The organism is Vibrio sp. 10N.261.46.A3 (assembly GCF_041472995.1).
Classification (GTDB): Bacteria; Pseudomonadota; Gammaproteobacteria; order Enterobacterales; family Vibrionaceae; genus Vibrio; species Vibrio coralliirubri.
Genome location: NZ_JBFRRH010000003.1, coordinates 180,490 through 207,158, shown reverse-complemented (window position 1 = coordinate 207,158; position 26,669 = coordinate 180,490). Strand labels below are relative to the sequence as shown.

At 45.5% G+C, this 26,669-nt stretch carries 21 protein-coding genes; 14 read left to right on the top strand and 7 right to left on the bottom strand.

What is annotated here, in order from left to right; genetic code table 11:
- The first annotated feature begins 1 nt into the window (after position 1).
- The 3 genes from AB4484_RS01180 (at position 2) to tldD (ending at position 6,250) form a co-directional block, all read left to right on the top strand.
- Positions 2-3,877 carry a YhdP family protein gene (locus AB4484_RS01180; RefSeq protein ID WP_372076051.1) on the top strand — a complete coding sequence of 1,292 codons (3,876 nt, stop codon included), beginning with the start codon at positions 2-4 and terminating at the stop codon, positions 3,875-3,877.
- 95 nt (positions 3,878-3,972) lie between these two features.
- Entirely contained in the window at positions 3,973-4,785 is an 813-nt protein-coding gene (locus tag AB4484_RS01175; protein WP_372076049.1) for a carbon-nitrogen hydrolase family protein, read from the top strand.
- Between the two features lie 19 nt (positions 4,786-4,804).
- A complete protein-coding gene (gene tldD, locus AB4484_RS01170; RefSeq protein ID WP_372076047.1) occupies positions 4,805-6,250 on the top strand; it encodes a metalloprotease TldD in 1,446 nt (481 codons plus the stop codon).
- A gap of 108 nt (positions 6,251-6,358) precedes the next feature.
- Here the strand turns inward: tldD and AB4484_RS01165 are convergent, their stop codons facing one another.
- Positions 6,359-7,738, bottom strand: a complete 1,380-nt coding sequence (locus AB4484_RS01165) for a PhoH family protein (protein WP_372076045.1) — start codon at positions 7,736-7,738, stop codon at positions 6,359-6,361.
- A gap of 459 nt (positions 7,739-8,197) precedes the next feature.
- Here AB4484_RS01165 and rapA point away from each other — a divergent pair, with 459 nt between their 5' ends.
- The gene (gene rapA, locus AB4484_RS01160; RefSeq protein WP_372076043.1) at positions 8,198-11,107 is read left to right on the top strand and encodes an RNA polymerase-associated protein RapA; all 2,910 of its coding nucleotides are present in this window, start codon (positions 8,198-8,200) and stop codon (positions 11,105-11,107) included.
- A 111-nt stretch (positions 11,108-11,218) separates the two neighbouring features.
- On the opposite strand, the gene AB4484_RS01155 is transcribed toward rapA, so the two are convergent.
- Positions 11,219-12,496, bottom strand: coding sequence for an NRAMP family divalent metal transporter (locus AB4484_RS01155; RefSeq protein WP_372076041.1), 1,278 nt, complete (start codon positions 12,494-12,496; stop codon positions 11,219-11,221).
- 158 nt (positions 12,497-12,654) lie between these two features.
- On the opposite strand from AB4484_RS01155, the gene rluA reads away from it, so the two are divergent.
- Together rluA and AB4484_RS01145 are read left to right on the top strand one after the other, a co-directional pair.
- Complete coding sequence (gene rluA, locus AB4484_RS01150; RefSeq protein WP_052880145.1) at positions 12,655-13,389, top strand: bifunctional tRNA pseudouridine(32) synthase/23S rRNA pseudouridine(746) synthase RluA; 735 nt, start codon at positions 12,655-12,657, stop codon at positions 13,387-13,389.
- Positions 13,390-13,423: 34 nt separating this feature from the next.
- Positions 13,424-14,386, top strand: a complete 963-nt coding sequence (locus tag AB4484_RS01145) for a D-2-hydroxyacid dehydrogenase (protein ID WP_372076039.1) — start codon at positions 13,424-13,426, stop codon at positions 14,384-14,386.
- A gap of 85 nt (positions 14,387-14,471) precedes the next feature.
- Here AB4484_RS01145 and AB4484_RS01140 read toward each other — a convergent pair whose 3' ends face one another.
- From AB4484_RS01140 to argR, 4 genes are all read right to left on the bottom strand, one after another.
- Entirely contained in the window at positions 14,472-14,909 is a 438-nt protein-coding gene (locus AB4484_RS01140) for a universal stress protein (protein ID WP_048609641.1), read from the bottom strand.
- Between the two features lie 107 nt (positions 14,910-15,016).
- Complete coding sequence (locus AB4484_RS01135) at positions 15,017-17,596, bottom strand: TRAP transporter permease (protein ID WP_048609642.1); 2,580 nt, start codon at positions 17,594-17,596, stop codon at positions 15,017-15,019.
- A gap of 255 nt (positions 17,597-17,851) precedes the next feature.
- The gene (locus tag AB4484_RS01130; protein ID WP_017061374.1) at positions 17,852-18,820 is read right to left on the bottom strand and encodes a TAXI family TRAP transporter solute-binding subunit; all 969 of its coding nucleotides are present in this window, start codon (positions 18,818-18,820) and stop codon (positions 17,852-17,854) included.
- Between the two features lie 342 nt (positions 18,821-19,162).
- Complete coding sequence (gene argR, locus AB4484_RS01125) at positions 19,163-19,633, bottom strand: transcriptional regulator ArgR (protein WP_004740827.1); 471 nt, start codon at positions 19,631-19,633, stop codon at positions 19,163-19,165.
- 332 nt (positions 19,634-19,965) lie between these two features.
- On the opposite strand from argR, the gene mdh reads away from it, so the two are divergent.
- Together mdh and AB4484_RS01115 are read left to right on the top strand one after the other, a co-directional pair.
- Entirely contained in the window at positions 19,966-20,901 is a 936-nt protein-coding gene (gene mdh, locus AB4484_RS01120) for a malate dehydrogenase (protein ID WP_372076037.1), read from the top strand.
- Between the two features lie 124 nt (positions 20,902-21,025).
- Positions 21,026-21,217: a hypothetical protein gene (locus AB4484_RS01115; RefSeq protein ID WP_017061375.1), complete on the top strand. Its 192-nt coding sequence runs from the start codon at positions 21,026-21,028 to the stop codon at positions 21,215-21,217.
- Positions 21,218-21,340: 123 nt separating this feature from the next.
- On the opposite strand, the gene ispB is transcribed toward AB4484_RS01115, so the two are convergent.
- On the bottom strand, positions 21,341-22,312 hold the full coding sequence (ispB, locus tag AB4484_RS01110) for an octaprenyl diphosphate synthase (protein ID WP_017061376.1): 972 nt from the start codon (positions 22,310-22,312) through the stop codon (positions 21,341-21,343).
- 268 nt (positions 22,313-22,580) lie between these two features.
- On the opposite strand from ispB, the gene rplU reads away from it, so the two are divergent.
- The 6 genes from rplU (at position 22,581) to folA (ending at position 26,587) form a co-directional block, all read left to right on the top strand.
- The gene (rplU, locus tag AB4484_RS01105) at positions 22,581-22,892 is read left to right on the top strand and encodes a 50S ribosomal protein L21 (protein ID WP_004740823.1); all 312 of its coding nucleotides are present in this window, start codon (positions 22,581-22,583) and stop codon (positions 22,890-22,892) included.
- 19 nt (positions 22,893-22,911) lie between these two features.
- A complete protein-coding gene (rpmA, locus tag AB4484_RS01100) occupies positions 22,912-23,169 on the top strand; it encodes a 50S ribosomal protein L27 (protein WP_004735905.1) in 258 nt (85 codons plus the stop codon).
- Positions 23,170-23,492: 323 nt separating this feature from the next.
- Complete coding sequence (gene cgtA / locus AB4484_RS01095) at positions 23,493-24,665, top strand: Obg family GTPase CgtA (RefSeq protein WP_017061377.1); 1,173 nt, start codon at positions 23,493-23,495, stop codon at positions 24,663-24,665.
- 165 nt (positions 24,666-24,830) lie between these two features.
- On the top strand, positions 24,831-25,598 hold the full coding sequence (locus AB4484_RS01090) for a threonine/serine exporter ThrE family protein (RefSeq protein WP_017061378.1): 768 nt from the start codon (positions 24,831-24,833) through the stop codon (positions 25,596-25,598).
- Complete coding sequence (locus AB4484_RS01085) at positions 25,598-26,071, top strand: threonine/serine exporter family protein (RefSeq protein ID WP_017068807.1); 474 nt, start codon at positions 25,598-25,600, stop codon at positions 26,069-26,071. Before AB4484_RS01090 ends, AB4484_RS01085 begins: the two co-directional genes overlap by 1 nt.
- Positions 26,072-26,107: 36 nt before the next feature.
- Positions 26,108-26,587, top strand: a complete 480-nt coding sequence (folA, locus tag AB4484_RS01080; RefSeq protein WP_372076035.1) for a type 3 dihydrofolate reductase — start codon at positions 26,108-26,110, stop codon at positions 26,585-26,587.
- The last annotated feature ends 82 nt before the right edge of the window (positions 26,588-26,669 follow it).

The following is a 26,669-nucleotide window of genomic DNA, read 5'->3' as shown; positions in this document are numbered from 1 at the left end:
TGTGAGCTCAAGCGTTACTCTGATTCTACGTGCATGTTTATGGTTAGTGGTTACTCTCTTAGTAACGCTAGCCATTGCCGTTACTACACTGCGTGTAGCCTTGCCCAATTTAAACAAGTATCAATCTGAAATTGAGCTTTGGGTAAACCAACATTCCGGTTTTGATTTTTCGATTCAAGACGTGGGCGGTTTTTGGCGTAACACTCACCCCTCTATTGCTCTGCAAGGCGTTAAAGCCAGTCTTCCCAATGCGGAAGATGTGAGCTTTTCTGTCGAGCGTGTTGAAGTCGAGTTTGACTTGATTCAATCGGTCGTACAGATGCGCCCAGTTGTGGCCGACTTGGTCATGAATCAAATGTATCTTGATATCCGCTCTATTGATCTGTTTGCCGGACAAAACGGCAAAGACGAACCTAAAGATCCCGGTTCCTCCAAGCGAGTGATACAAGAGCTCGATAATTTACTTCTGAAAACTTTGGTGGATGTGACCGCCAAAGATTCCACTCTTTTATATCGCACTATCTCTGATGAAGAACGTCAGCTTGATATCGAAACTCTGAAATGGCAAAACTCAGGTAAACATCACCTTGCGGAAGGTGTGGTGAGTATTAAAGACGCTAATCTAAACTCTTTGTCAGTGAGCGCTAACTTTATTGATGGCGGCTCGTTAACGGATATGACCGGTGAGTTTTATGTCAGTGCCGACAGTATCTCGGTTAAGCCTTGGTTAACTCGCTATATGCAGGCGGAATCCGGCATTGAAACGGGTACAGTGAGCTTGAATAGCTGGCTTACGCTGCGAAATAGCAAACCGGTAAGCGCTTATGTTGAGGTTTTACCCTCAGAATTGACATGGAACGAAGATGGCGAGCATGACCTCATGCTTGAGTCCGGTGTCTTTAAGTTGTCCCCGACAGATGATGGCTGGCAAGTAAATGGTCACTCACTAAACCTTAGAACGGATGACACACCTTGGCCGGAACTTGACGTAGCGTTCAAGTGGAACCAAGGTCCATGGCAACTCAACGTTTCCGAGCTGGATATTGCGACCATTACTCCGCTGATTAAGCTGCTGCCTGACTCTGAACAATCAACCAAAATGATTAACGTATTGGCGCCGGGCGGCACTGTTTCTGATATCCGTGTCTCTATGGATTCAGGAATCGACAGTTTACGTTATTCAGCCAGCTTTTCTGATCTTGCTATCGAGCAGTGGGAACTAGTCCCAGGCTTTAGCCAAGTGTCCGGCAATGTGTTTGGTTCGGCATCAGAAGCGAAAGCTAGCCTGCACGTTATTGACGATGTGTTCCCTTATGGTGATGTCTTCCAAGCGCCTTTGAATATCAAACAAGGTCAGGTTGATATTGTTTGGCAGCAAGATGAAAACGGCTGGAAACTGTGGTCGGACAAAATCACAGCGGCAACGCCAGATTTACAAGTACTAGGCGCATTCCGCTTAGATTTCCCAAAGGATGCGAGCCCGTTTTTATCCTTCTACGGCGAAGCGGACGCTTACAATGTCGGTGAAACATGGCGCTACTTACCTACGCTGGCTCTTGGGCAAGACCTAACAGACTACCTTTCAACTGCGATTCAAGCAGGTAAAGCGGATACCGTAAAACTGTTGTGGCATGGTGATTTGTCTCAATACCCATACACTAACCACGATGGTATTTTCCAAGTTTGGGTGGGTTTAGACGATGCGAAATTCAGCTTTGATACCGCATGGCCATTGATTACTGACCTTCAGCTTGATCTGTTGTTTGAAAATGATGCGATGCATCTGGACTCTCGTTCCGCTCAATTGATGGATGTGACGGCCGACCGAATCACTGGACGTATTCCTTATTTAGGGGAAGGCGGCCATATTGAGATTGAAGCTAAAGCGACGGCGTCTGGCAACGCAGTACGCGATTACATGACGTCTTCGCCACTGGTGGGTTCGGTAGGCGCAGCCTTAACCGCACTTCAAGTGAGTGGTGATGTATCTTCTGAATTTCAGCTTAATATTCCGTTTGATTCTGAAAAAGAAGCAAGAGCGTGGGGTTACGCCGACTTAAGTGGCAACCATGTTGAGATTGAAGCGCCACCAATGGTGCTTGAGAACACCACGGGTCGCATTGAATTTGATAATGATGTGGTGACGGCAAATGGCCTCGCTGCTGATCTGCTTAACCAAGGTATCTCGCTTGATTTTAAAGGCCTGAATGATGGTCCTGGCTATGCAGTTGATATTGATGTGTTAGGTGATTGGGATGTTAAACCTCTAGAACCTTACATTGGTGAGCAATGGTTGAGTCGTTTGTCAGGTCATGCGCAATGGCAAAGTCAGATTGATATCCAGCTTAATGATATCGGCTTTACCTACCAACTAGACTTACAGTCAGACCTAAAATACTTGGCGAGTGATTACCCGTATCCAGTGGAGAAAAAATCACTAGAAAGTGGCTCTGCAAGGCTACAGGCATCGGGTAACCAAGAGACGATTACCGCGCGCCTGCAATTGCCAAACACCAAGTACCAAGCTGAGATTGATATCACAGGCGACGTGCCTGAGTTAACGGCGACTAACTTAGTGCTCGGTCGTGGTGGCTATAAAATTAGCCCGGTGGTGGGCCATCACGCACTGATTCGTACTGACAAATTCAATGCCGATGATTGGTTATCGGTTGTGATGGAACCAGTAAAGCCTTCAACGGCTGTGCTTAGCCAAATGAACACGCCAACCATCCCAGCGCCAAGCCGTATTACCTTTGAGAGTAAAGAGCTGATCTTGGGTGGTATCTCTTGGAATGATGTCGATTTTAGTGCTCGCAAGAACAAACAAGCGTGGCAAATGGAAGTGTCTAGCCAAGAGCTAGAAGGGGATATTAACTACCTGCCACCTTACGATTTGACGGTTTCACTGGATCGTCTGCATTTGTTTGTGCCTGAGTGGAGTGATAAGAACAACCAAGATCAGCAACTGCTGCAACGCAAAGAACAAGCTGCGCCATTGATCTCCAAATTGGATAGAAAGATCCACGATGCGATGCCAAACCTGACCCTGACGCTGAACGACTTTTGGCTGCAAGGCTACAAGGTTGGTAGGGTCGACGTTGAAATGACGAGGAACGAAGACCGTATCGAGTGGAACAAAATCCAGGTTCGAAGTGGTGGCAACAAAGCGGATGTGAGTGGCTGGTGGGAACTGCAAGGTGACAAGAGCCATTCATCGTTAACCGTGGATGTTGAAGGTGAAAACAACAGCGAACTCATGGAGCGCTTTGGTATTACTTCCGGGATTCAAAAAGCGCCATTTGCGTTGGAAGGCCAACTAAATTGGGACGGCTCGCCTTGGGGGATCAAAATGGATACCCTTGATGGCAACGTTAAAACCAAGTTTGGTAAAGGCATTATCTCGGATGTGAGCGGCGCTGCTCGATTGCTTGGTCTGTTTAGCCTAGATTCGATCATCCGTAAGATGCAGCTCGATTTCTCAGACGTGTTTGATAAAGGTATGGCATTCAACAGCATCACCGGAACGGGCGAGATTCAAAATGGCATCTTCCTGACCAATGATCTGAATATGGATGCGGTCGCCGGTGAGATGAAAATCAAAGGCATCGCTAACCTCAACACGCGTCAGGTTGATGCTGAGGTGAACTTTACCCCTGATATTACCTCGGGTATTCCCGTATTAACGGCCTTTGCGGTAACCCCTCAAACGGCGCTGTACGTATTGGCGGTGACCACGGTTATTTCGCCAGTGGTTGAAGTCTTTACCCAAGTTAATTACTCGGTGAAAGGGCCATTGGATTCACCAACGGTGAGCGAGCTTTCTCGTAGCTCTGGTGAGTTCCAGCTGCCAGAGAAGCTGAGAAAATTAGCCGAATAGGCCTTAAATTAGCCGAAAAGACCTTAGTATCCTAATCAGCGAATATACGGTGAAATGCTGATTTCTGAATCATAATGAATGGAGGAGCGATACACATGGATTGTGTTGGGTTGATTCAAATGACATCTGGCCCAGGCCCTGAAGTGAACTTTGAGTACCTTGCTCAAGAAGTAGCAAAGTGCAAAGAGTTAGGGGCTAAGTGGGTTTTGTGCCCTGAAAACGCGTTAGTTTTTGGCAGTAAAGCCGACTATCACCAGTATGCTGAGCCTTTAAATGATGGCCCACTGCAAAAGAAAATCTCTGAGCTAGCAAAGCTTCACCGAATTTGGATCGTTATTGGTAGTATGCCGATAAGCACAGCTAAAGGTGTGACTACCACAACCTTGGTGATTGATGATTTTGGTGGCCTCGTTGCTCATTACGACAAGCTACACATGTTTGATGTGGATGTCGCTGATGCACATAAGTGCTATCGAGAGTCGGATATTTTCACTCCGGGCAACCAAGTTGTGACAGCGGAAACGCCTTTTGGTCGCTTAGGTTTGAGTATTTGTTATGATGTGCGCTTTCCACACTTGTATTCAGAGTTACGTAAGCAAGGGGCACAAATCATTGTGGTGCCTGCGGCTTTTACAGCGGTAACGGGTCAAGCGCACTGGGAAGCATTATTAAGATGCCGCGCGATTGAAACACAGTCGTGGATTGTCGCGGTAGGGCAAGGCGGAAAACACCCTTGCCAAAGAGAAACATGGGGACACTCAATGGTGGTTGATCCATGGGGACGAGTGGTCGCACAGTTAGACCAAGATCCTAAAAGTATGGTGGTTGAGATAGACACATCCAGTTGTGAGTCAATTAGGCAAAATATGCCAATCACGCAACACTCTCGATTTACCAATCAATTTTAATTACAAACAAGAGCCATCTATGAGCATTAATCAAATTGAAGAAGCGCTACTGAACCCGACAGGGCTTACGGAGCAAAATATCGCAGATACATTGGCGAGCATTGCTACCCGCCAAATTGATTATGCTGATATCTACTTTCAGTCAAGCTGGCACGAATCTTTAGTGCTAGAAGACAGCATTATTAAAGACGGCTCTTTCAATATCGATTGTGGTGTTGGTGTTCGTGCAGTTTCTGGTGAAAAGACCGGTTTTGCTTACTCTGACCAAATCCAACTGGATGGTCTTAAGCAGAGCGCAATTGCGGCTCGTGGTATTGCTAAACAAGGTCAAAACGGCAAGGTTCAAGCGTTCAAACGCAACTCTAACCAAGCTTATTATGATGCAGTTAATCCGCTAGCGAGCTGGGAAAAACAGCAAAAAACAGAATTACTAAAATCATTAGATGCTTACATTCGCACTAAAGAGCCGATGGTGACTGAAGTATCGGTAAGCCTAAGTGGTGTGCATGAGCAGATGCTGGTTGCTGCGACTGATGGCACTTACGCTGGTGATATTCGTCCGCTGGTTCGCTTGTCTATTAGCGTACTTGCACAGAAGGGTGATCGTCGTGAGCGTGGTAGCGCTGGTGGTGGTGGCCGTTTTGGTTACGACTTCTTCTTAAGTGATGACAAAGGCACTCAAGTTGCTTACCAATTTGCGGATGAAGCGATTCGCCAAGCATTAGTAAACCTTGAAGCGGTTGCCGCGCCTGCTGGTGCAATGCCTGTGGTTCTTGGTTCTGGTTGGCCGGGCGTTCTGCTGCATGAAGCGGTAGGCCACGGTTTAGAAGGCGACTTTAACCGCAAAGAGTCGTCAGTATTCTCTGGCAAAGTTGGCGAGCAAGTAACCTCAAACCTATGTACGATTGTCGATGACGGCACATTAACGGATCTACGTGGTTCATTGAACGTCGATGATGAAGGTGTTAACGGTCAGTACAATACGCTAATCGAAAACGGCATCCTAAAAGGTTACATGCAAGATAAGCTGAACGCTCGTCTAATGGGTGTTGCACCGACAGGTAATGGTCGTCGTGAGTCATACGCGCATCTTCCAATGCCACGTATGACGAATACATACATGCTACCGGGCGAACACACGCCGGAAGAGATCATCGCAACGGTTGAGAAAGGTATCTACGCACCGAACTTCGGTGGCGGTCAGGTCGATATCACATCAGGTAAGTTTGTATTCTCAGCTTCTGAAGCGTATATGATTGAAAATGGCAAGATCTCTCACCCAGTGAAAGGCGCGACACTAATCGGTTCTGGTATCGAAGCTATGCAGCAGGTGTCCATGGTGGGTAACGACCTAAGCATCGACCGTGGTGTTGGTGTGTGTGGTAAGGCTGGCCAAAGTGTACCAGTGGGTGTTGGTCAACCAACATTGAAACTAGACTCGCTAACCGTTGGTGGTACTGAGTAATTCAGACTAACCTCTGCCGACTTACTTCAAAATATTAAATTGAAAAGCGCCTCCAATGTGAGGCGCTTTTTGTTTTTAGATTACTGATTCAGTGAGCGTATAGAGTCACTACATGTTCTCTTCCGCAAACTCAGCCAGTCGGCTACGCACCACACCATTGAGGTGGATGTTGGCACTGCCTTCGAAGTTTTTAAAACGCTCAACCATGTAGGTTAAGCCTGAAGTCACAGGGGTTAGGTAGGAAGAATCTATCTGCGCTAGGTTACCTGAGCAGACGATCTTAGTACCTTCACCACAACGGGTGATGATGGTTTTGATTTGTGAAGCGGTGAGGTTCTGACACTCATCCAAAAGCACAAATGCATTCTGAATCGAGCGGCCACGCATGAAGTTGATTGATTTGAACTGGATATTGGCTTTGTCACAGATGTACTTCATCGAGCCTTCTGTGCAGTGGTCATTCTTGTGGAGCGCTTCCAGTGTATCGGTCACTGCGGCTAACCAAGGCAGCATCTTCTCTTCCTCTGTACCCGGAAGGAAACCGATCGATTCACCAATATCAGGGGTGTTTCGGGTTACGATGATCTTATCGAACTGTTTACGTTCAATGGTTTGTTCAAGTGCAGCAGCCATGGCTAACAGCGTCTTACCACTACCCGCTGCGCCAGTGAGAATCACAAGATCAATATCAGGGTCGAGCAGCGCATCTATCGCCATGCCTTGATAAACGTTCTTTGGTGTGATGTCCCATGCCCTGCGATTCATCAGCCTTTCGCGGCTGAGATCTCTCAGGGTAATGCTTTCAGGCTCAATCTCCTCGACTCGAGCGGCAAAGTCACTTTCTTCGTCAATCACATATTGGTTGAGGAAGGTTGGCTCGAACGGCGCTCTTGCTAAGGTGTGCAGCGTCTTGCCGCCTAAACTTCTGCTCTCGACATTGTCGATACCATCCCAAAATGAGCCTTCCAGTTGTTGGAAGCCTTTAGTGAGGTATTGGATATCATCGATTAGTTGGTCAGTTTGATAGTCTTCAACAAAACGGACACCGGCGCCTTTTGCTCGCAAACGCATGTTGATGTCTTTAGTGATAAGAACCACTTCGCGTGGCGCGCGTTTATTTTGAAGATAGAGGACTGCGTTGAGGATTCGGTTATCGCCTGCCTTGTCTTCGGCGAAGGCTTTGATGCTTTCTTGAAGTTCGTAGTCAGCGAGTATTGAAATACTGCCAGATGCGTTTATGTCTTTAGAAAAAGGGATGCCTTCCGATATTTGGTCTGGTGTGGCTTCCCTGAACAGGTCTTCGAGCGTTCGAATCGCAATTCTTGCGTCTCGAGCAACGTCTCTTTTACTGTCTTTGATTCTGTCGAGTTCTTCTAGCACTGTCATTGGGATAACGACATCGTGCTCTTGGAAAGAAAATATAGCGAAGGGTTCGTGAAGTAGAATATTGGTGTCTAAAACAAATAGCTTCCGGTTGGTCTCGCCCATAGCATCTCCTTGCCGACGTGCCTTGCATTCATTGAACGTAGATAAAGCTCATATAAAGATTAGTATCTGATTCTGGTGATAGTCAACTACTCACCTAAACTTCATCTAGAGGAATAGCACCATATCGTTACGAGTGAACATGGCGTATTCGTTTGAGAGCAGCAATCTGCTACCTATAGATTAACCATGAATTTTTGACAGTTTGATTGCACTGGCGAAAACAGAAAAAAAGCATGAAATCATCTCCTTTAGGCGTGACCTAAATCACAGCATCGAGTAAGATTAGCGACCTTTTTCTGCACCATTTTCTCGAGATATTTATTATTGAGAGCGCACTTAAAAAGTGGCTGCAAACTAGACATTTTTGGCTATATTTTTAGTTCAGGAGCGATAACGTTCTTGTTTGAAACTGCAGTTAAGAAGACCAAATTCCAACTATAAGATTGAGGTAGTCGATTCATGACATTTGCTTTGGGGCAACGCTGGATAAGCGATACGGAGAGCGATTTAGGTTTAGGTACCGTTGTAGCAATGGATGCTCGCACAGTGACACTAATGTTTGCAGCGTCAGAAGAAAACCGTGTTTATGCACGTACTGATGCTCCCGTAACCCGAGTAACGTTTAATGTAGGCGATGTCATCGAATGCCAAGAAGGTTGGTCTCTGTCTGTCGAGGAAGTTATCGAAGACAAAGGTCTACTAACCTACTTAGGTACTCGCGAAGATACCCAAGAAACAGAAGTCACCCTGCGTGAAATCTTCTTAAGCAACCAGATCCGCTTTAACAAACCACAAGACAAGCTGTACGCGGGTCAAATCGACCGTATGGATAACTTTGTGTTGCGTTACCGCGCGCTGAGCAACCAGTACCAACAACACAAGAGCCCTATGCGTGGCTTGTGTGGTATGCGTGCTGGCTTGATCCCTCACCAGTTATACATCGCTCATGAAGTGGGTCGTCGTCACGCTCCGCGTGTTTTACTTGCCGATGAAGTTGGCCTAGGTAAAACCATCGAAGCGGGCATGATCATCCACCAACAGGTGTTGTCTGGTCGTGCTGAACGTATTCTGATTGTGGTTCCTGAAACTCTACAGCACCAATGGTTAGTAGAGATGATGCGCCGTTTTAATTTGCATTTCTCTATCTTTGACGAAGAGCGTTGTATTGAAGCGTTTGCTGAATCAGACAACCCATTTGATACCCAGCAATACGTTCTGTGTTCTTTGGATTTCCTACGTAAGAGCCGTAAGCGCTACGAGCAAGCACTTGAAGGCGAGTGGGACTTGTTGGTTGTCGATGAAGCGCATCACCTTGAGTGGAGCCAAGACAAACCAAGCCGTGAATACCAAGTGGTTGAAGGCTTAGCGGAAAATACGTCTGGTGTGCTACTACTAACAGCAACGCCTGAACAACTAGGTCGTGAGAGTCACTTTGCACGTCTGCGTCTGCTTGATCCTGATCGCTTCTATGATTACGAAGCATTCGTTGAAGAAGAAGACCAATACGCACCGGTTGCTGATGCAGTAACGGCATTGTTCTCCGGCGTGAAGCTTGAAAACAGCGCGAAGAACCAGATTACTGAACTGCTTTCTGAGCAAGATGTAGAGCCTCTATTCCGCGTTATCGAAGGTGATAGCAGCGAAGAAGAGCAAGCGCTAGCTCGCCAAGAATTGATTGATAACCTTATGGATCGCCATGGTACCGGCCGTGTTCTTTTCAGAAACACACGTGCTGCAATCAAAGGCTTCCCTAAGCGTAATGTGAACCTACTGCCGATGGAGATTCCAACGCAGTACACAACCTCAATGCGTGTATCTGGCATGATCGGTGGCAAGATGGCTCCCGAAGCTCGTGCTATGAAGATGCTGTATCCAGAAGAGATCTTCCAAGAGTTTGAAGGTGAAGATTCAAGCTGGTGGCAGTTCGATTCACGCGTTAACTGGTTGATTGAAAAGATCCAAGACAAGCGCAGCGAGAAGATCCTAGTGATCGCCTCTCGTGCAAGTACGGCTCTTCAATTAGAGCAAGCACTGCGTGAGCGTGAAGGTGTACGTGCAACCGTATTCCACGAAGGCATGTCGATTCTAGAGCGTGATAAAGCTGCGGCTTACTTTGCTCAAGAGGAGGGCGGCGCTCAGGTTCTTATCTGTAGTGAAATCGGCTCTGAAGGTCGTAACTTCCAGTTCGCTAACCAACTTGTGATGTTTGATCTGCCGTTCAACCCAGACTTGCTTGAGCAACGTATTGGTCGTTTGGACCGTATTGGTCAGCTGCGTGATATCGACATTCATGTTCCTTACCTAAAAGGCACATCACAGGCGATTCTTGCGCGTTGGTTCGATGAAGGTCTGAACGCATTTGCAGAGACGTGCCCAACCGGTCGCACGGTTTACGACAAGTACTCAGATGTTCTTATCGAGATGCTGGCTTCTGGTAACACAGATCAACTTGATGAAGTGATTGAAGAGTCTGCCAAGCTAAACCAAAGCCTGAAATCAGATTTAGAAAAAGGCCGTGATCGCCTATTAGAAATGCATTCAAACGGCGGCGACAAAGCGCATGAAATTGCAGAAAAGATCGCGTCGACTGACGGCGATACTAACCTAGTGACGTTTGCATTGAGCCTGTTCGACACGATTGGCTTAAACCAAGACGACAAGGGTGAGAATGCGCTGGTTGTGACGCCATCTGAGCACATGATGGTACCAAGCTACCCAGGCTTACCATACGAAGGCGCAACCATCACGTTCGATCGTGATACTGCGCTTTCTCGTGAAGACATGAACTTCATTAGCTGGGAACACCCAATGATTCAGGGCGGTATCGATCTGCTACTGAGTGAAGGTGTTGGTGCATCAGCGGTATCGCTACTGAAAAACAAAGCGCTGCCAGTGGGTACTATCCTGCTTGAGTTGGTTTACCTTGTGGATGCGCAAGCGCCGAAACGCAGCGGTATCAGCCAGTTCTTACCTAAGACGCCAATTCGTTTGATGATGGATGGCCGTGGTAATGACTTATCAGCTCAGGTTGAGTTCGACAGCTTTAACCGTCAATTAAGCCCTGTAAACCGTCACCTAGCGAGCAAGCTAGTTAATTCGGTACAAGGTGAAATTCACAAGCTAATTGAAGCGGGTGAGACGCACGTACTTCCTAAAGTAGAAGAAGTGCGTGAACAAGCTCAACGAGACATGCAGACTAACCTGAACGGTGAATTAGAGCGTCTACAAGCGCTTAAAGCGGTGAACCCTAACATTCGTGATGAAGAGCTAGAGGTAATCGAAGCTCAAATCAATGAATTGACCGGTTACATCAGCAAAGCTCAGGTTCAGCTAGATTCATTACGCTTGATTGTGGTTTCTCACAACTAGTTTTGAATTAGCGAGATGCTTCAACGAAATAAGGCCTTCATCATGAAGGCCTTATTTTTATCTAGCGTTTGAAAGCTGTATTGGTTGTTGAAAGATGTATTGGCTGAAGAATTACATCAACCACTTCCACCAAACAAATACGGCTAAGAAACCAAACAGGTAAACAAGACCCGCGATAGACAGCCATTTTAGCTTGCTGCCAATGGCTAGGGCTTCTGGAAGCTTAGCTTTGTTCACCAAGATGAAGTTAAGCAGCGCGAAGAATGGCGTGGTCGCAAAGGCAAGTACCATCGCAAAATCAAGCATTGGCATCAGTGCAGCGCTAAAGAACATCACAATCGCCAATGCCGCGAGAGAGACAATGATGATCCAGCCTTGCAGCATTCTTGGGCTTGAGTCTTTTTTGAATAATAGGCGCTGTGATTCAGCAAGCACGCGTGAGTAGCCATCAATAACGGTAATGGTGCTACCAAAGATACAGAAGAAAGCGATAAGAGCGATTAATGGGCGAGACCATTCACCAATTGTCGAAGCGTAGATGCCGACCAATTGATGAGTGAAGCCAACACCGGAGCGAGACAGTTCAACTCCCGAACCGTGAAGCACTAGCGCGCCTAACGCAACGAATACTAAAGCAAGCAATGCTGTACCAATGTAACCGACATTGAAATCGAACAGAGCTGATTGAGCGGTCACTTCTTGCTTCTCTTTTTGGCTTTTTAACCACATAGAGGTGATGCTTGAAATCTCGATCGGTGCAGGCATCCAACCCATGGTCACCACGATAAAACCAATCGCAGCCAATGACCAAGGCGACGGTGGAACAAAAGCAGCATCAGGTTCGACTGGAGAGCCGATAGCAATGGCGACTGCAGCTAAGGTTGTGATGGTTAAGATCACCATGATCGCTTTAGATAGTGTATCTAGAGCACGATAATGGCCAGCAAACAGAATGATCAAACAGGTCGCTAAAACGATCATGCACAAGGTGCTAGTGGCTAAATCGAAAGGAACAAAGTAACTGAGTAGGCTTGCACTGAATAATAGCAGGGCAGCGGTATTCACGACCGCAGATATGGCACTCAAGATCGAAAAGATCACAAGGTATGGACGGCCTAGGTTAGAGTAACCTTCCACCAAGCTTTGACCCGTTCCTAGCGTGTATTGGATGCCGGCTCTGAAGAATGGGTATTTAAATACGTTAACGAGGATAATAAGCGCGGCGAGCTGCCAACCATAAATCGCACCCGCCTTGGTTGAGGCGACTAAGTGAGAACCACCTACAGCCGCTGCAGCCATCATAATGCCTGGGCCAAGAGACTTAATTAAACTTGATAGGGGAGCTGAGGTTGGTGTTTTTGTGTTGGTGGTTTTAACCGTACTTTCCATCGTTTTTCCTTTGATGCTGACTTCTTATTATCCGTTACCCTATCAATACCATGTTTTGTAAGGTCGTCAACTTTTATGTACAAAAATGTTGAAAATTGTATTTATTTATAAACAAATCAACCGTAAATTATTTGTTCACTAGCAATTAAGAGGCTTCAATGGCGTTAGAACAGTACACACCACCGCGTGAACCGTGGATTGATATTGTTTATCAAGATGATGATATTCTTGTGGTCAACAAGCCTGCGGGTTTGCTTTCTGTTCCGGGTCGGTTGCCAGAACATTACGATAGTATGTGGAGTCGCTTGGTTGTCGAATTTCCAGAGATTCAAGTCGTGCATCGATTGGACATGTCGACATCGGGCTTGATGATGCTCGCTAAACACAAACAAGCTGAGCGTCATTTGAAGAAGCAATTTCAATATCGACTGACACACAAACTCTATTATGCGCGAGTATGGGGCTCCGTTGAAAAGAAAGAAGGCGTGATTGACCTTCCTCTTATTTGTGACTGGCCAAACCGCCCGAAGCAGAAAGTGTGTTTCGAAGATGGTAAATCATCTCAGACTCGTTATGTGGTGGAACAAGAAGAGGCTCAAACGACCTTATTGAAATTACTGCCAATTACCGGGCGTTCCCATCAGTTGCGAGTGCACTGTATGGAGATGGGCAATCCGATTGTGGGTGATGAGTTTTATGCAACGCCAGATGCTTTTAACTATAGCGATAGGTTGGCTCTGCACGCGTGTGAACTCAGTTTTTATCACCCGGCCAATGATCAGTTGTTCAAAGCCTTTGTTCCGTGTGAGTTTTATCCTCAAGCATCGCCACAAATCGAGCAGCACTTTGAAATTGCGCCAGAGCTTCCAGACTACAGTAAGCTAAAAGCTTAGAATGGTCTCATCAATACCAATTCAAGGACGTACAATGCCGAAGTTGAAAGTGGTCTTTCTCGACAGAACCACCATCCCATCTCAAATCCATTTAAAACCTCTTAGCTTTGAACATGAGTGGGTAGAGTATGACTTTACTGCTCCAGAACTCGTTGCTGAGCGCGTTGCCGGAGCGGATGTTGTTATCACCAATAAGGTTGTGCTCAATGCTGATAATTTAGCTCAAGCACAACAACTCAAGTTGATCGCGGTGTCAGCGACTGGCGTCAATAATGTCGATGTCGACTACTGCAAGAGTAACAATATCGCAGTGGCTAATGTGCAAGGCTATGCGACTCAGTCGGTACCTGAACATGTGATTGCTATGTTGTTTACACTTAAACGAAACCTTGTTGGCTACCATCAAGATATTGAAGCTGGCGAGTGGCAAAAGGATAAACAGTTCTGTTTCTTTACACATCCGATTCAAGATATGGCAGGCAGTACATTAGGTTTAATCGGCAGTGGAAGTTTAGGCCAAGCGACTGCGATACTGGCTAAAGCGATAGGCATGAACGTCATTTTTGCAGAGCGCAAAGGGGCTGACTCTTGTCGAGAAGGGTATCTGCCTTTTGATGCTGTTTTAAAGCAAGCGGATGCGCTCAGCCTGCATTGTCCGCTGACCGAAGCGACCCGAAACCTGATTTCAGAGCGTGAGCTAGTAATGATGAAGCCAAGCGCGGTGTTGATCAATGCGGGGCGTGGTGGACTTGTCGATGAACAAGCCTTAGTTGAAGCTTTGAAAAAACATGAGATTGCAGGTGCAGGTATGGACGTGTTTACACAAGAGCCTGCAGACAACTCGAACCCACTATTGGCTAACAGTCACCTACCTAACTTATTGCTGACACCCCATGTGGCGTGGGGCAGTGACAGTTCAATTCAAAAGCTGTCTGATATCTTAATCGATAATATTGATGGGTTTGTCGCGGGTAATACGCAGAACTTAGTGAGTTGATTGAAGAATTAAACGGTGCGAACACAAAACAAAAAAGGTTGGCTTTTAGGCCAACCTTTTTAGATCGTTGTGTCGATTAAATGATTTAGCCTTGCGGCTTAACTACCAATACATTGATTGGTGAGTTCTGTACCACTTTGCTTGCAACAGAACCAAGCACAACTTTGTCGATTTTCGAACGCTTATGGCTAGGCATCACGATAAGGTCAGCGCCCAGTTTTTCTGCGTAATCTAGAATCGTTGTGTAAGTCTTGCCTTCGGCAACGTGAACTTTATACACCACTTCATCGTCAATGTGCTTGTCAGCAAACTCTTTGAGCTGATTTTTCACATCAAGCTTCATTTGGTTCGCTGCATCTTTCGGGAAGTAAGACGCAACCATCGACATGTGAATGCCTGGTAGTACGTTCAGAATGTGGACTTCAGCATTGCTGTGTTTCGCGTGCCATACCGCTAGCTCGACTGCTTTATCAGAAAAGCCTTTGTCGTTAAGATCAACGGGAACAAGGATTTGTCTATACATGTATTCGTCTCTTTTTGAGCAGCGCTTAGTACATACCAAACGCTGTAATTATCTTTTCCATGTAGTAAAAAAGCCAAATAGAGTAGAGCGCTACTTGGCTCTATCCATTACGCGCTAATCTCATCCTTACGAGCACGCCTTCTTTGGTTCATCGCTAAACCAATCAAAATCAGTAGGGCAGGTAAGAATACCCACTCTTTCATTGGTCGTTCTGCGTCTTGGATAACTGATTTAATTTCCCAATCAAAGTCAATGCCAGCGGCTTCTGCAGGGCTACCAAACTCAACCATATCAACAATCATCTTGTCGTCAGCTTGTGTCAGCATTAGGCCCATTGAAGCAATGCGGTCTTCACTTGTTGTCGCAGAATCTTCAAACGGAAGGCGAACTGTTTTCTCAGAATAGTTACCTTCTAAGTTTTCGCCACCTACTCTCAATTCAAGTGATTGTCCCACAGATAGATTTTCTGTGATTTGAGCGATCTCAACTCCAGGTGAAAGAACTTTCTCTGGATAAATCATGTCCCACCAGAAACCTGGGCGGAAGAAAGAGAAGGTCAGAACGATAAGCAGTATAGTTTCCCACCACTTGTTCTTGGTGAACCACCAACCTTGAGTTGCTGCGGCAAAGATAAGTACTGCAGTAACAGAAGAGAAAATCGTTAGTGCTAAGTGCCACCAAGAATCAATGCCCATCAACAGTAGTTGGGTATTGAAGATGAACATGAACGGCAAGATAGCGGTCCGGATATCGTAGGTAAAACCTTGAATACCTGTACGAATTGGGTCGGATTTCGCAATCGCGGCGGCCGCAAACGCTGCCAGACCTACCGGAGGTGTGTCATCCGCAAGAATACCGAAGTAGAACACAAATAAGTGAACCGCAATCAGTGGAATGATCAAGCCGTGCGCAGCACCTAAGGTCACAATTACCGGTGCCATCAGTGTTGAAACAACGATGTAGTTCGCCGTTGTTGGCAAGCCCATACCTAAGATCAAGCTGATTACCGCAGTGAATAGCAACATAAGAATGATGCTACCGCCTGAGATGAACTCAACGAAATCAGTCATTACAAGGCCGATACCCGTTAGAGTCACCACGCCTACAACCGTACCTGCAGCCGCTGTCGCGACACCGATACCAATCATGTTACGTGCGCCTGAAACCAAGCTTTCTGCGAGGTCAACGAAGCCAGCTTTAGTTTGCTCTGCAAGATCGTCAGATTTGTTCATTAGAGTCATTAAAGGACGCTGCGTGATCAAAATGAAGATCATGAACACGGTCGCCCAGAATGCTGACAGACCTGGAGAGAAACGCTCGACAGTCAGACACCAAACAAGCACCACGATAGGTAGTAGGAAGTGAAGGCCAGACTTAATCGTTGGACCTGGATCCGGAACTTCTTTGAGATCCGCATCGATTTCCATACCACCTTCAGATGCGTATTTTGCTGATACACGAACCAGAGCGACATAAGCGACTAATAGAGCCACCGTTACGATTGGTGTTGCAGCATCGCCAAAGACATCTTTCGTCCAACCGACACCGTAGTAAACCGCGGCGCTGATAACACACAGACCTAAAATGGTACCTGTGAAAGACAGTAGGCTTTGTACAATAGTTGGTGTGTGACGACGAGGTAGGCCGGTCATACCTGCTTTACATGCTTCTAGGTGAACAATGTAAATCAGAGCGATGTAAGAGATCAGAGCGGGCAGTAGCGCGGCTTTGATAACTTCTACATACGAAATACCCACATACTCAACCATCAAGAAGGCTGCTGCACCCATGATAGGTGGTGTTAATTGACCATTGGTTGAAGCCGCGACTTCTACCGCACCGGCTTTTGTACCCGGGAAACCAACGCGCTTCATTAGTGGGATAGTAAAAGTACCCGTGGTTACCACGTTTGCAATAGATGAACCTGATACCAAACCAGATAAACCAGAGGCTACAACGGCTGCTTTCGCTGGGCCACCTTTCATATGACCAAGCAGTGAGAATGCAACTTTAATAAAGTAAGCACCAGCACCGGCACGTTCTAGCATTGCACCAAACAGTACAAACAAGAATACGAATGACGTCGATACGCCAAGTGCCACACCGAATACACCTTCCGTTGTTAGCCACAGATGCGACATTGCCTTGTTCAGGCTCGCACCTTTGTGGGCAATAACGTCCGGCATGTGAGGGCCGCCAAAGGTATAAAGTAGGAATACTGCTGCCACAACCATAAGAGGTGGACCCAAAGCGCGTCGTGTTGCTTCAAGCAGTAAAACCATACCGAATACAGCCGCAACAATATCGAATGTTGTTGGTGCGCCCGAGCGCTCAGCGAGTTCAGTATAGAAAATATAGATATAAGAAGCTGAAAAGCTACCTACAAGCGCTAATATCCAATCGACAGCGGGGATACGATCCCTAGGCGAATTCTTCATGGCTGGATAAGCGGTAAAGGCTAGGAAAATAGCAAACGTAAGGTGAATTGCTCGAGCTTCAGTGTCGTTTAAAATTGCGAAGTTAAAAATGAACGGCAGCGGAGATGCATACCAAAGTTGGAACAGTGACCAACATAGAGGCACAAACCATAAAATACGGCCTTGGATACCACGAGGGCTACGCGCACCAGTATCTGATTGTGCCACCATTTCTTGCACATCTGGAGACGGTGATGTTGTCTGCGTCATGTACTTTATCCTTATTATTGATGGTCTGCCTTTTCTTACGAACAACCAAACGTTATTTATTTCCTATCTAGTGTAGTGAATGGATAGGGAAATGCGTTTTTTGTTCGTCTTTGTCTTAGGCTTGATACGAAGGTAAGTCCTCCAAATTGGAGAAACTTAAAGGGCTGTTCTTTTCACTTAAATTATTTTTATAAAACGTGAAAAGCCAATAAGGAGGGCTAGCCTCCTTATTGGTGTAGTAGGCTTAAAGTAGAGTTACTTTAGAAGGCCCACTTCTTTGTAGTATTTTGCTGCGCCTGGGTGAAGAGGGATAGAGATACCCGCTTTAACCATGTCTTCTTTTTTCAGGTTAGCAAATGCTGGGTGTAGGCGTTTGAAAGTGTCAAAGTTTTCAAATACTGCCTTAGCAACGTTGTATGCAACTTCTTCAGAAACGTCTGAAGTTGTTACCATAGTTGCTGCAACACCGAAGCTGTTTACGTCAGCGTCAGTACCACGGTACATACCAGCAGGAACTGTGCTGTAAGCGTAATATGGGTTTTCAGCTACGATTTTGTCGATCTGTGGACCTGTTGCTGAAACCAGTTTTGCATCACAAGACGTTGTCGCTTCTTTGATTGATCCGTTCGGGTGACCAACCATGTAGATGAATGCATCAATCTTGTTATCACAAAGTGCTTGTGAACGCTCAGAACCTTTAAGTTCAGAAGCAAGCTTGAAGCTGTCGTTAGTCCAGCCCATAGCGTCCATTACAACACCCATCGTTGCACGGTCACCAGAACCTGGGTTACCAATGTTTACACGCTTACCTGCTAGGTCAGACACATTGTTGATGCCAGCATCAGTACGAGCGATGATGTTGAACGGTTCTGTATGTAGAGAGAACATAGCGCGAAGTTTCTTGTATTCGCCCTGATCTTTGAACTTACTTGTACCGTTGTAGCCGTGGTATTGCCAGTCCGATTGAACAACACCGAAATCTAGTTCACCAGCACGGATGGTGTTAACGTTGTAGATTGAACCACCAGTAGACTCTACAGAACAACGAATGTTGTGGTCTTTGCGGCCCTTGTTCACTAGCTTACAAATCGCACCACCAGTTGGGTAGTAAACACCCGTAACTGAACCAGTACCAATCGTGATGAACTCTTGAGCGTTAACAGCGCCAGCGCCCATTACAGCAGCTGCAATAGCACCAACTTTAATAAGTTTGGTAAATGCCATGAATTTCCCTTCCTTTATTCATTATTAACCCTGAAACAAGTGTAGTTGCTTCTGGAGTTTCCTATTTGGAAACGGCACCTTTTTCAATCCATGTGATGAAAAAGTGGCTGAATAATATCAAAAATTGGCAGAAAATTACTCGAATGTTAAAAGATATAGCTAAAAAATCTAACAAATGATGTCTTGATCTCGTGTTTGATTTGCTACTGAGTTTTTTAAAATCAATAGTTTAGTGTGATTTTGGAAGGGAGGTATGGATATTCTAGGATGTGATTTGGATCACGAAGCGAATAGATGCTCGTGATCCATTAATAAGGCTGATAGTTATGAAACAGAGATCAATTATCCAGCGTATTCAAACAGTTCGCACACTGAATCAAACAGTTGCTTAGTGGTAACCGATAACGTTGGAGTAATGAAGATAGTGTCATCACCTGCGACTACGCCCAGTATACCTTCCGACTTACCTAGTGAGTCTAATAAACGAGCAATCAGCTGCGCCGCACCAGGGCCTGTGTGTATCACGACCAATGCATTGTTGTGGTCAATATCTAGTACTAATTCTCTTAGAGAGCTAGAAACGGTCGGAACACCTAGCTCAGCAGGAAGACAGTAAACCATCTCCATTTTTGCGTTACGAGTTCGAACGGCACCAAACTTGGTTAACATACGCGAGACTTTAGATTGGTTGATGCTTTCAAAACCTTCGTGTTTTAGGGCATCCACAATTTCGCCTTGTGAGCCAAAACGTTCTTCTTTTAGTAAGGCTTTAAATGCACGAACTAAGTTGTCTTGCTTTTCTGTATTGCGCATATGTCATTCTTATTCATTAACAAAGATGTTTGCATATTCTCGCATACATATTCAATTTTAGCCAAAACATCCCTGTAATTTGTTAGTCATATCACTGTAAATATTTAATAGAATAATGTGTTATTTGCGACGACTTATTTTGTTATTTCAGTCGATTATCGCCATAATGCTAACTTGCTGTGTAGCACGGTTTTATTGACTTGCGCGAAGTCGCAAAGCTAGCGTTAATTGATTGTAATCACTTTGTGATTAATATAGTTTTTTAACTTAGATTTAGCTCAAGAATTACCCTACAAAGAATCTATAAGAGAAAGCTCTCAAGGAGAATAACAATGAAAGTAGCTGTTATTGGTGCCGCTGGTGGCATCGGTCAAGCCCTAGCCCTACTACTTAAGAACCGCCTACCTGCTGGTTCAGATCTTGCACTTTACGACATCGCTCCGGTAACACCGGGTGTTGCTGCCGATCTTAGCCATATCCCAACGCCTGTTTCGATCAAAGGTTACGCGGGTGAAGATCCAACCCCAGCACTAGAAGGTGCGGATGTTGTACTTATTTCAGCGGGTGTTGCTCGTAAGCCTGGTATGGATCGTGCGGATCTTTTCAATGTGAACGCTGGCATTGTTAAGTCTCTTGCAGAGAAAATCGCAGTTACTTGTCCGACTGCTTGTGTTGGTATCATTACTAACCCAGTAAACACAACTGTGCCAATCGCGGCTGAAGTACTGAAGAAAGCGGGCGTTTACGACAAGCGTCGTCTATTCGGTATTACGACTCTTGATGTGATTCGTTCTGAAACGTTCGTTGCTGAACTAAAAGACAAAGATCCAGGCGACATCCGTGTTCCTGTTATCGGTGGCCACTCAGGCGTAACGATTCTTCCACTACTTTCTCAAGTTGAAGGCGTAGAGTTCACTGACGAAGAAATCGCAGCACTAACGACTCGTATCCAAAATGCAGGTACAGAAGTAGTAGAAGCTAAAGCTGGCGGCGGCAGTGCGACACTGTCTATGGGTCAAGCGGCTTGTCGTTTCGGTCTTGCTCTAGTGAAAGCGCTTCAAGGTGAAGAGGACGTGATTGAATGTGCATACGTTGAAGGTGAAGGCGAGCACGCTCCATTCTTCGCACAGCCAGTTAAACTAGGCAAAGAGGGCGCTGAAGCGATCCTTAGCTACGGTGAGCTGAGCGACTTCGAACGTAACGCTTTAGATAGCATGCTTGAAACGCTAAATGGCGACATCGAGATTGGTGTTGAATTCGCTAAATAAGCGAGACGCTATTTAACTCAGCCTTAAGCTAATTAATAAAGGCCGGTCATTATGATCGGCTTTTTTGATCCTGAAGTTCAAGCTACTCGTATTTAGCTTTACAACTAATGTAAAGGTAAATGTTATGGCTACTGTTCAGAAGGGTATGAATGTCGAATATTTGGGGCACTTAGGAAAAGTATTGGTAATTGATGAGCAAGAGCAGTACGCGTTAGTAGAGACTTACAACGGACATGAGCAATACGCAGTGCCAATGGAAGAGCTTGAAGAAATTGAAGCTCAACTGCCGTTATCATTAGAAGCGAGCCGATATTGAATTTGGCGCTCTTACAAATATTTGTTCAAAACCGAAAAAAGAGCCCTGAGGCTCTTTTTGTTATTTATATAGAAACTAGAAACTAGAAACTAGAAGCTAGAGGCGAGTTGTCTATTAACCTGCTTACTTGCTGCGTTTAACAGCTAAGTGTGCGAGCGTGGTTAGCGCTTGCTTATATTCAGAGTCAGGAAGTACAGAAAGCTCAGCGATGGCTTTATCGGCCTCTTCGTAGGCTTTATTTGTTGTGTACTCTAAAGAGCCTGTCTCTTTCATTACAGCCATAATGTCGTCAAGACGTTCCATGCCGTTCGCTTTTTCAATAGCTTCACGAATCATGCTTGCTTGTTCAGGAGAGCCATTATGCATTGCGTAAAGCAGAGGCAGTGTTGGTTTGCCTTCGGCAAGATCGTCACCAACGTTTTTACCCATCTCTTTACCATCTGCAGTGTAATCCATCACATCGTCTATCAGCTGGAATGCGGTGCCTAGGTATTTACCATAGTTCTGCATTGCTGTTTCGATCTCTGGTGATGACTCAGTAAGAATTGCGCCGATTTGGGTCGCAGCTTCGAACAAGCGAGCGGTCTTAGAGTAGATCACCTGCATGTAGCTTTCTTCTGTGGTGTCTGGGTTATTGCAGTTCATTAATTGTTGAACTTCACCCTCGGCAATCACGTTTACTGCTTCACTCATTAACTCAAGGATCTTTAAAGATCCTAGCGTTGTCATCATTTGGAATGAGCGTGTGTAGATAAAGTCACCCACCAAAACGCTAGCGGCATTACCAAAAGCGGCATTGGCTGTCGCCTTACCACGTCTCATGTCCGATTCGTCGACAACGTCATCATGAAGCAGGGTTGCGGTGTGAATAAACTCGATAAAGGCTGCAGAGGTGATATGAGCTTCACCTTGGTAACCGAGTGCGCGAGCAGATAAAAGAGCAAGCAAAGGGCGTAGGCGTTTGCCACCACCGCTAACGATATAAAAACCAAGCTGGTTGATTAAACTTACGTCAGAATTAAGTTGGGCTTGAATTGTTTCATTCACTTTTGCCATATCATTGGCAGTAAGCGTTTGGATAGCTTTAAAATCCATTGTTCATCCGGCTGAAGTTAGACCCTGTAAGGCTTATACGTTGTATTTAATTGTTGAATAATACACTAAAAAACGTTGATTAATACATCGCTAAAGGGCATGATTGCCGCACTTTTCTTTGGCGAACAGGTTTTCGCCAATTTTTTAAAAATATGGCTTGTCATAGCGCCATGATTCCCGTAGAATCTGCGCCCTATTGATTAGTTTAGCGCACACCCGAGTTGTACAATTAACAACCATAGGCTGTGCGGAAAAAGCGGAGTAAAATATGTACGCTGTTTTCCAATCTGGTGGCAAACAACACCGAGTAAGCGAAGGTCAAACACTTCGTTTAGAGAAATTAGACGTTGAAACTGGTGCAACTGTTGAATTTGATAAAGTTCTTCTTGTTGCTAACGGCGAAGAAATCGCTGTTGGTGCACCTCTTGTTGAAGGTGGCAAGGTTACTGCAGAAGTAGTACAACACGGTCGTGGCGATAAAGTAAAAATCGTTAAGTTCCGTCGTCGTAAGCACTCGCGTAAGCAAGCTGGTCACCGTCAGTGGTTCACTGAAGTGAAAATCACTGGCATTAACGCTTAAGTATTAGGAGAGTTTAACAATGGCACATAAAAAAGCTGGCGGTTCTACTAATAACGGCCGCGATTCAGAAAGCAAACGTCTTGGTGTTAAGCGTTTTGGTGGTGAATCTGTTCTTGCAGGTAACATCATCGTTCGTCAACGTGGTACTAAGTTCCACGCTGGCACAAACGTTGGCATCGGTAAAGACCACACTCTTTTCGCTCTTACTGAAGGTAAAGTGAAATTTGCTGTTAAAGGTCCTAAAAACCGTAAGTTTGTAAGCATCGAAGCTGAGTAATTTAATCTTTAATTAGATTATTTTATTAGCTTTCAAGCTGAATTCAAAAGCCCTGCCGATTCGGCAGGGTTTTTTATTTATAGCAAGAATAAAAAAGCAGACGCTCTTGTTTTGGTTTTGAGAAGCCGTTTTATTTTTGATAAACAGTTTGGTTTTTAAGAAGCCGTTTGTTTTGTAAAAAATAAGAAGCAAAGAACCTCTCCTTATTTGTTCCTTGGTTGCAGGTCGACCTAGATCTTAGGTGATCGATCTAAACACGGATCTGCTAGAATTTATATCACTCCTTGATGAGTGGTAACGCAACGTAAGTGCGGAGTTAAAAAATGAAATTCGTTGATGAAGCGGTAGTAAAAATAGAAGCCGGTGATGGCGGTAATGGTACAGTGAGCTTTTGGCGCGAAAAATTCGTCGCTAAAGGCGGTCCTGACGGCGGTGACGGCGGTGATGGCGGTGATGTTTACATCCAAGCGGATGAGAACTTAAACACGCTGATCGATTATCGTTTCCAACGTTTTTACAACGCAGAGCGTGGTGAGAACGGTCGCGGTGGTAACTGTACTGGTAAACGTGGTAAAGACATTACACTGAAAGTGCCTGTAGGTACTCGTGCAGTTGATATCCACACCAACGAAATCGTTGCTGAAGTTGCTGAACACGGCAAGAAAGTAATGGTTGGTAAAGGTGGTTGGCACGGTCTTGGTAACACGCGTTTTAAATCGTCTGTTAACCGCGCTCCTCGTCAAAAGACAATGGGTACTAAAGGCGAAGTTCGTGAACTGCGTTTAGAGCTTCTTCTATTAGCTGACGTTGGTATGCTTGGCCTACCAAACGCAGGTAAATCTACTTTTATTCGTTCAGTATCTGCTGCGAAACCAAAAGTGGCTGACTACCCGTTCACTACCTTGATCCCAAGTTTGGGTGTGGTAAGTGTTGTTCCTGAAAAGAGCTTTGTTGTTGCCGATATCCCAGGTCTAATCGAAGGCGCAGCTGATGGCGCAGGCCTTGGTATCCGCTTCCTTAAGCACCTTGAGCGTTGTCGTGTTCTGCTGCATATGATCGACATTATGCCGATCGATCAATCTGATCCTATTCAGAATGCACTAACGATCATCGATGAGCTTGAGCAATACAGTGAAAAAGTTTCACAGAAACCTCGTTGGTTAGTGTTCAACAAAGTTGACCTAATGCCAGAAGATGAAGCAGACGAAAAGATTCAAGAAATCATCGATGCTTTGGGCTGGGAAGGCGAGTACTTCAAGATCTCTGCTGTGAATAAAATAGGCACCAAAGATCTTTGCTTCAAACTTGGTGAGTTTATGGAAAACCTACCTCGTGAAGTTGTAGAAGTTGAAGAAGAAGAAAAAGTAGACTTTATGTGGGATGACTACCATAAAGATGCGATGAGCGGTAAGAATGTTGTTACTGAAGATGACGACGATTGGGACGATTGGGATGACGAAGAAGATGACGGCCATGTTATCTATGTTCGTGACTAATCCTCTTAGTTTCTCATAACGCATCGGTCGCTTCTTCCAAGTACACTGATAGTTTTATTAAACCGCAATGAAAATTGCGGTTTTTTTGTATCTAAATCATTATGTACCGTCGGATTTTAATGCAGAATTTATTTCTAGAAATTTAACGCCTATGGGAAGGAAATCATGGCATCAAAGCAAAGAGCGATCTCAAGACTCGTCGCTCAATCAGGACAAATGTTATTGGCGCACGGGGCCGAGAGCACTTTGGTCGGCGATATCATGCGCCGTATCGGCATTGCTTGTGGGGTTAATGAGGTTGAAGTCGCACTGTCAGCCAATGCGCTTGTTGTAACTACCGTAATGGATGATCACTGTATTACCACTACTCGAAGTTGTGCTGATCGTGGCATTAACATGCAGGTTATCACCGACATTCAACGCATTTGCATCATGATGGAGAAGGGAATTCTTGATTATGATTTGGCGTATAAAAAGATTCAAAACATCAGCCCCGAGCGCTACAACCGTTGGTTAGTGGTTGTGATGATAGGGTTGTCGTGCGCCTCTTTTAGTCACCTTGCGGGCGGAGACTGGCAAGTCTTCATGATGACTTTTATTGCTTCAGCTTGCGGTATGATCGTCAGACAAGAAATTGGGCATCGCCATTTCAATCCGCTATTAAACTTTGCTATCACAGCATTCGTTACCACTACCATTTCAGCTCAAGCCGTACTTTACAATATTGGCGGCCAACCCACGATCGTGATGGCTTCATCTGTATTGATGTTAGTACCCGGTTTCCCTCTGATTAACTCCGTCGCTGATATGCTTAAAGGCCATATCAATATGGGGTTAGCGCGCTTTACCATGGCCAGCTTATTAACTTTGGCGACGAGCTTGGGCATTGTTGCGGCGATGAGTCTATCGGATGTTTGGGGGTGGGCGAGCTAATGAGTATTTTCGAACTGTTTTTAGGTTTGCTCAACGATATGTTTTTCGCCGCTATTCCTGCGGTTGGGTTTGCATTGGTATTTAACGTTCCGCAACGTGCTTTAGTTTATTGTGCACTCGGTGGTTCTATCGGTCATGGTAGCCGTTATCTGATGATGCACTTTGGCATTCCAATCGAATGGGCGACGTTCTTCGCCGCGACTGTGGTTGGCATGATAGGGGTTCATTGGTCGCATAAACTGTTAGCACATCCGAAGGTGTTTACGGTTGCAGCGCTAATTCCTATGGTTCCAGGTGTGTTTGCCTTCAAGGCGATGATTGCAATGGTCGAGATTAACAGGGCAGGCTACACACCAGAGTTGTTGGCAATGTTGATGGAGAACTTTTTAAAATCGATGTTCATTATCGCAGGGTTGGCGGTTGGCTTAGCTGTGCCAGGGCTGTTATTCTATCGCCGTAGACCTATCGTCTAGCGTTAATTTTCTTTTTAGGGACAGGACTTTCGATTTATGATCATCAGCATGATAGCGGCAATGGCAAACAACCGTGTAATTGGTAAAGACAATCAGATGCCTTGGCATTTACCTGCGGATTTTGCATGGTTTAAACGCTCGACTATGGGGAAACCGGTCGTGATGGGGCGTAAGACCTACGACTCTATTGGACGCCCTTTACCGGGTCGGCCGAATATTGTTATCAGCCGTGATGAGAGTTTAAAGATCGAAGGTGTAACGACGGTAACCTCTATTGAGCAGGCGCTAGAGCTGCTCAGTGATGTTGAAGAGGTGATGATCATTGGTGGCGGCTCTATTTATGAGAGCTGTTTACCTAAAGCAGACAAGTTGTATCTGACTTATATCGATTTCACCGTCGATGGAGATACACAATTTCCTGACTGGGGTGAAGGTTGGAAGCAGAGCTTTAACGAGAGTTATCAAGCTGACGAGAAAAACAAACACAACATGGAGTTTGTGATTCTCGAGCGTTAACTGTGGCTATCAATAGCTAGTCTCTGAAAAATGCTTGCGTTACTGCACCAGTAGCGCAAGCTTCTCGTATCTCGTATCTCGT

What these genes read in the sequence shown, in the direction of transcription:
- AB4484_RS01115 (WP_017061375.1), top strand. Translation starts at nt 21,026, where the DNA reads ATGGCTACTGTTCAGAAGGGTATGAATGTCGAATATTTGGGGCACTTA.
- rpmA (WP_004735905.1), top strand. Translation starts at nt 22,912, where the DNA reads ATGGCACATAAAAAAGCTGGCGGTTCTACTAATAACGGCCGCGATTCA.
- rapA (WP_372076043.1), top strand. Translation starts at nt 8,198, where the DNA reads ATGACATTTGCTTTGGGGCAACGCTGGATAAGCGATACGGAGAGCGAT.
- ispB (WP_017061376.1), bottom strand. Translation starts at nt 22,312, where the DNA reads ATGGATTTTAAAGCTATCCAAACGCTTACTGCCAATGATATGGCAAAA.
- AB4484_RS01165 (WP_372076045.1), bottom strand. Translation starts at nt 7,738, where the DNA reads ATGGGCGAGACCAACCGGAAGCTATTTGTTTTAGACACCAATATTCTA.
- AB4484_RS01135 (WP_048609642.1), bottom strand. Translation starts at nt 17,596, where the DNA reads ATGACGCAGACAACATCACCGTCTCCAGATGTGCAAGAAATGGTGGCA.
- mdh (WP_372076037.1), top strand. Translation starts at nt 19,966, where the DNA reads ATGAAAGTAGCTGTTATTGGTGCCGCTGGTGGCATCGGTCAAGCCCTA.
- cgtA (WP_017061377.1), top strand. Translation starts at nt 23,493, where the DNA reads ATGAAATTCGTTGATGAAGCGGTAGTAAAAATAGAAGCCGGTGATGGC.
- AB4484_RS01140 (WP_048609641.1), bottom strand. Translation starts at nt 14,909, where the DNA reads ATGTATAGACAAATCCTTGTTCCCGTTGATCTTAACGACAAAGGCTTT.
- AB4484_RS01090 (WP_017061378.1), top strand. Translation starts at nt 24,831, where the DNA reads ATGGCATCAAAGCAAAGAGCGATCTCAAGACTCGTCGCTCAATCAGGA.
- AB4484_RS01155 (WP_372076041.1), bottom strand. Translation starts at nt 12,496, where the DNA reads ATGGAAAGTACGGTTAAAACCACCAACACAAAAACACCAACCTCAGCT.
- rplU (WP_004740823.1), top strand. Translation starts at nt 22,581, where the DNA reads ATGTACGCTGTTTTCCAATCTGGTGGCAAACAACACCGAGTAAGCGAA.
- argR (WP_004740827.1), bottom strand. Translation starts at nt 19,633, where the DNA reads ATGCGCAATACAGAAAAGCAAGACAACTTAGTTCGTGCATTTAAAGCC.
- rluA (WP_052880145.1), top strand. Translation starts at nt 12,655, where the DNA reads ATGGCGTTAGAACAGTACACACCACCGCGTGAACCGTGGATTGATATT.
- folA (WP_372076035.1), top strand. Translation starts at nt 26,108, where the DNA reads ATGATCATCAGCATGATAGCGGCAATGGCAAACAACCGTGTAATTGGT.
- AB4484_RS01175 (WP_372076049.1), top strand. Translation starts at nt 3,973, where the DNA reads ATGGATTGTGTTGGGTTGATTCAAATGACATCTGGCCCAGGCCCTGAA.
- AB4484_RS01085 (WP_017068807.1), top strand. Translation starts at nt 25,598, where the DNA reads ATGAGTATTTTCGAACTGTTTTTAGGTTTGCTCAACGATATGTTTTTC.
- tldD (WP_372076047.1), top strand. Translation starts at nt 4,805, where the DNA reads ATGAGCATTAATCAAATTGAAGAAGCGCTACTGAACCCGACAGGGCTT.
- AB4484_RS01130 (WP_017061374.1), bottom strand. Translation starts at nt 18,820, where the DNA reads ATGGCATTTACCAAACTTATTAAAGTTGGTGCTATTGCAGCTGCTGTA.
- AB4484_RS01145 (WP_372076039.1), top strand. Translation starts at nt 13,424, where the DNA reads ATGCCGAAGTTGAAAGTGGTCTTTCTCGACAGAACCACCATCCCATCT.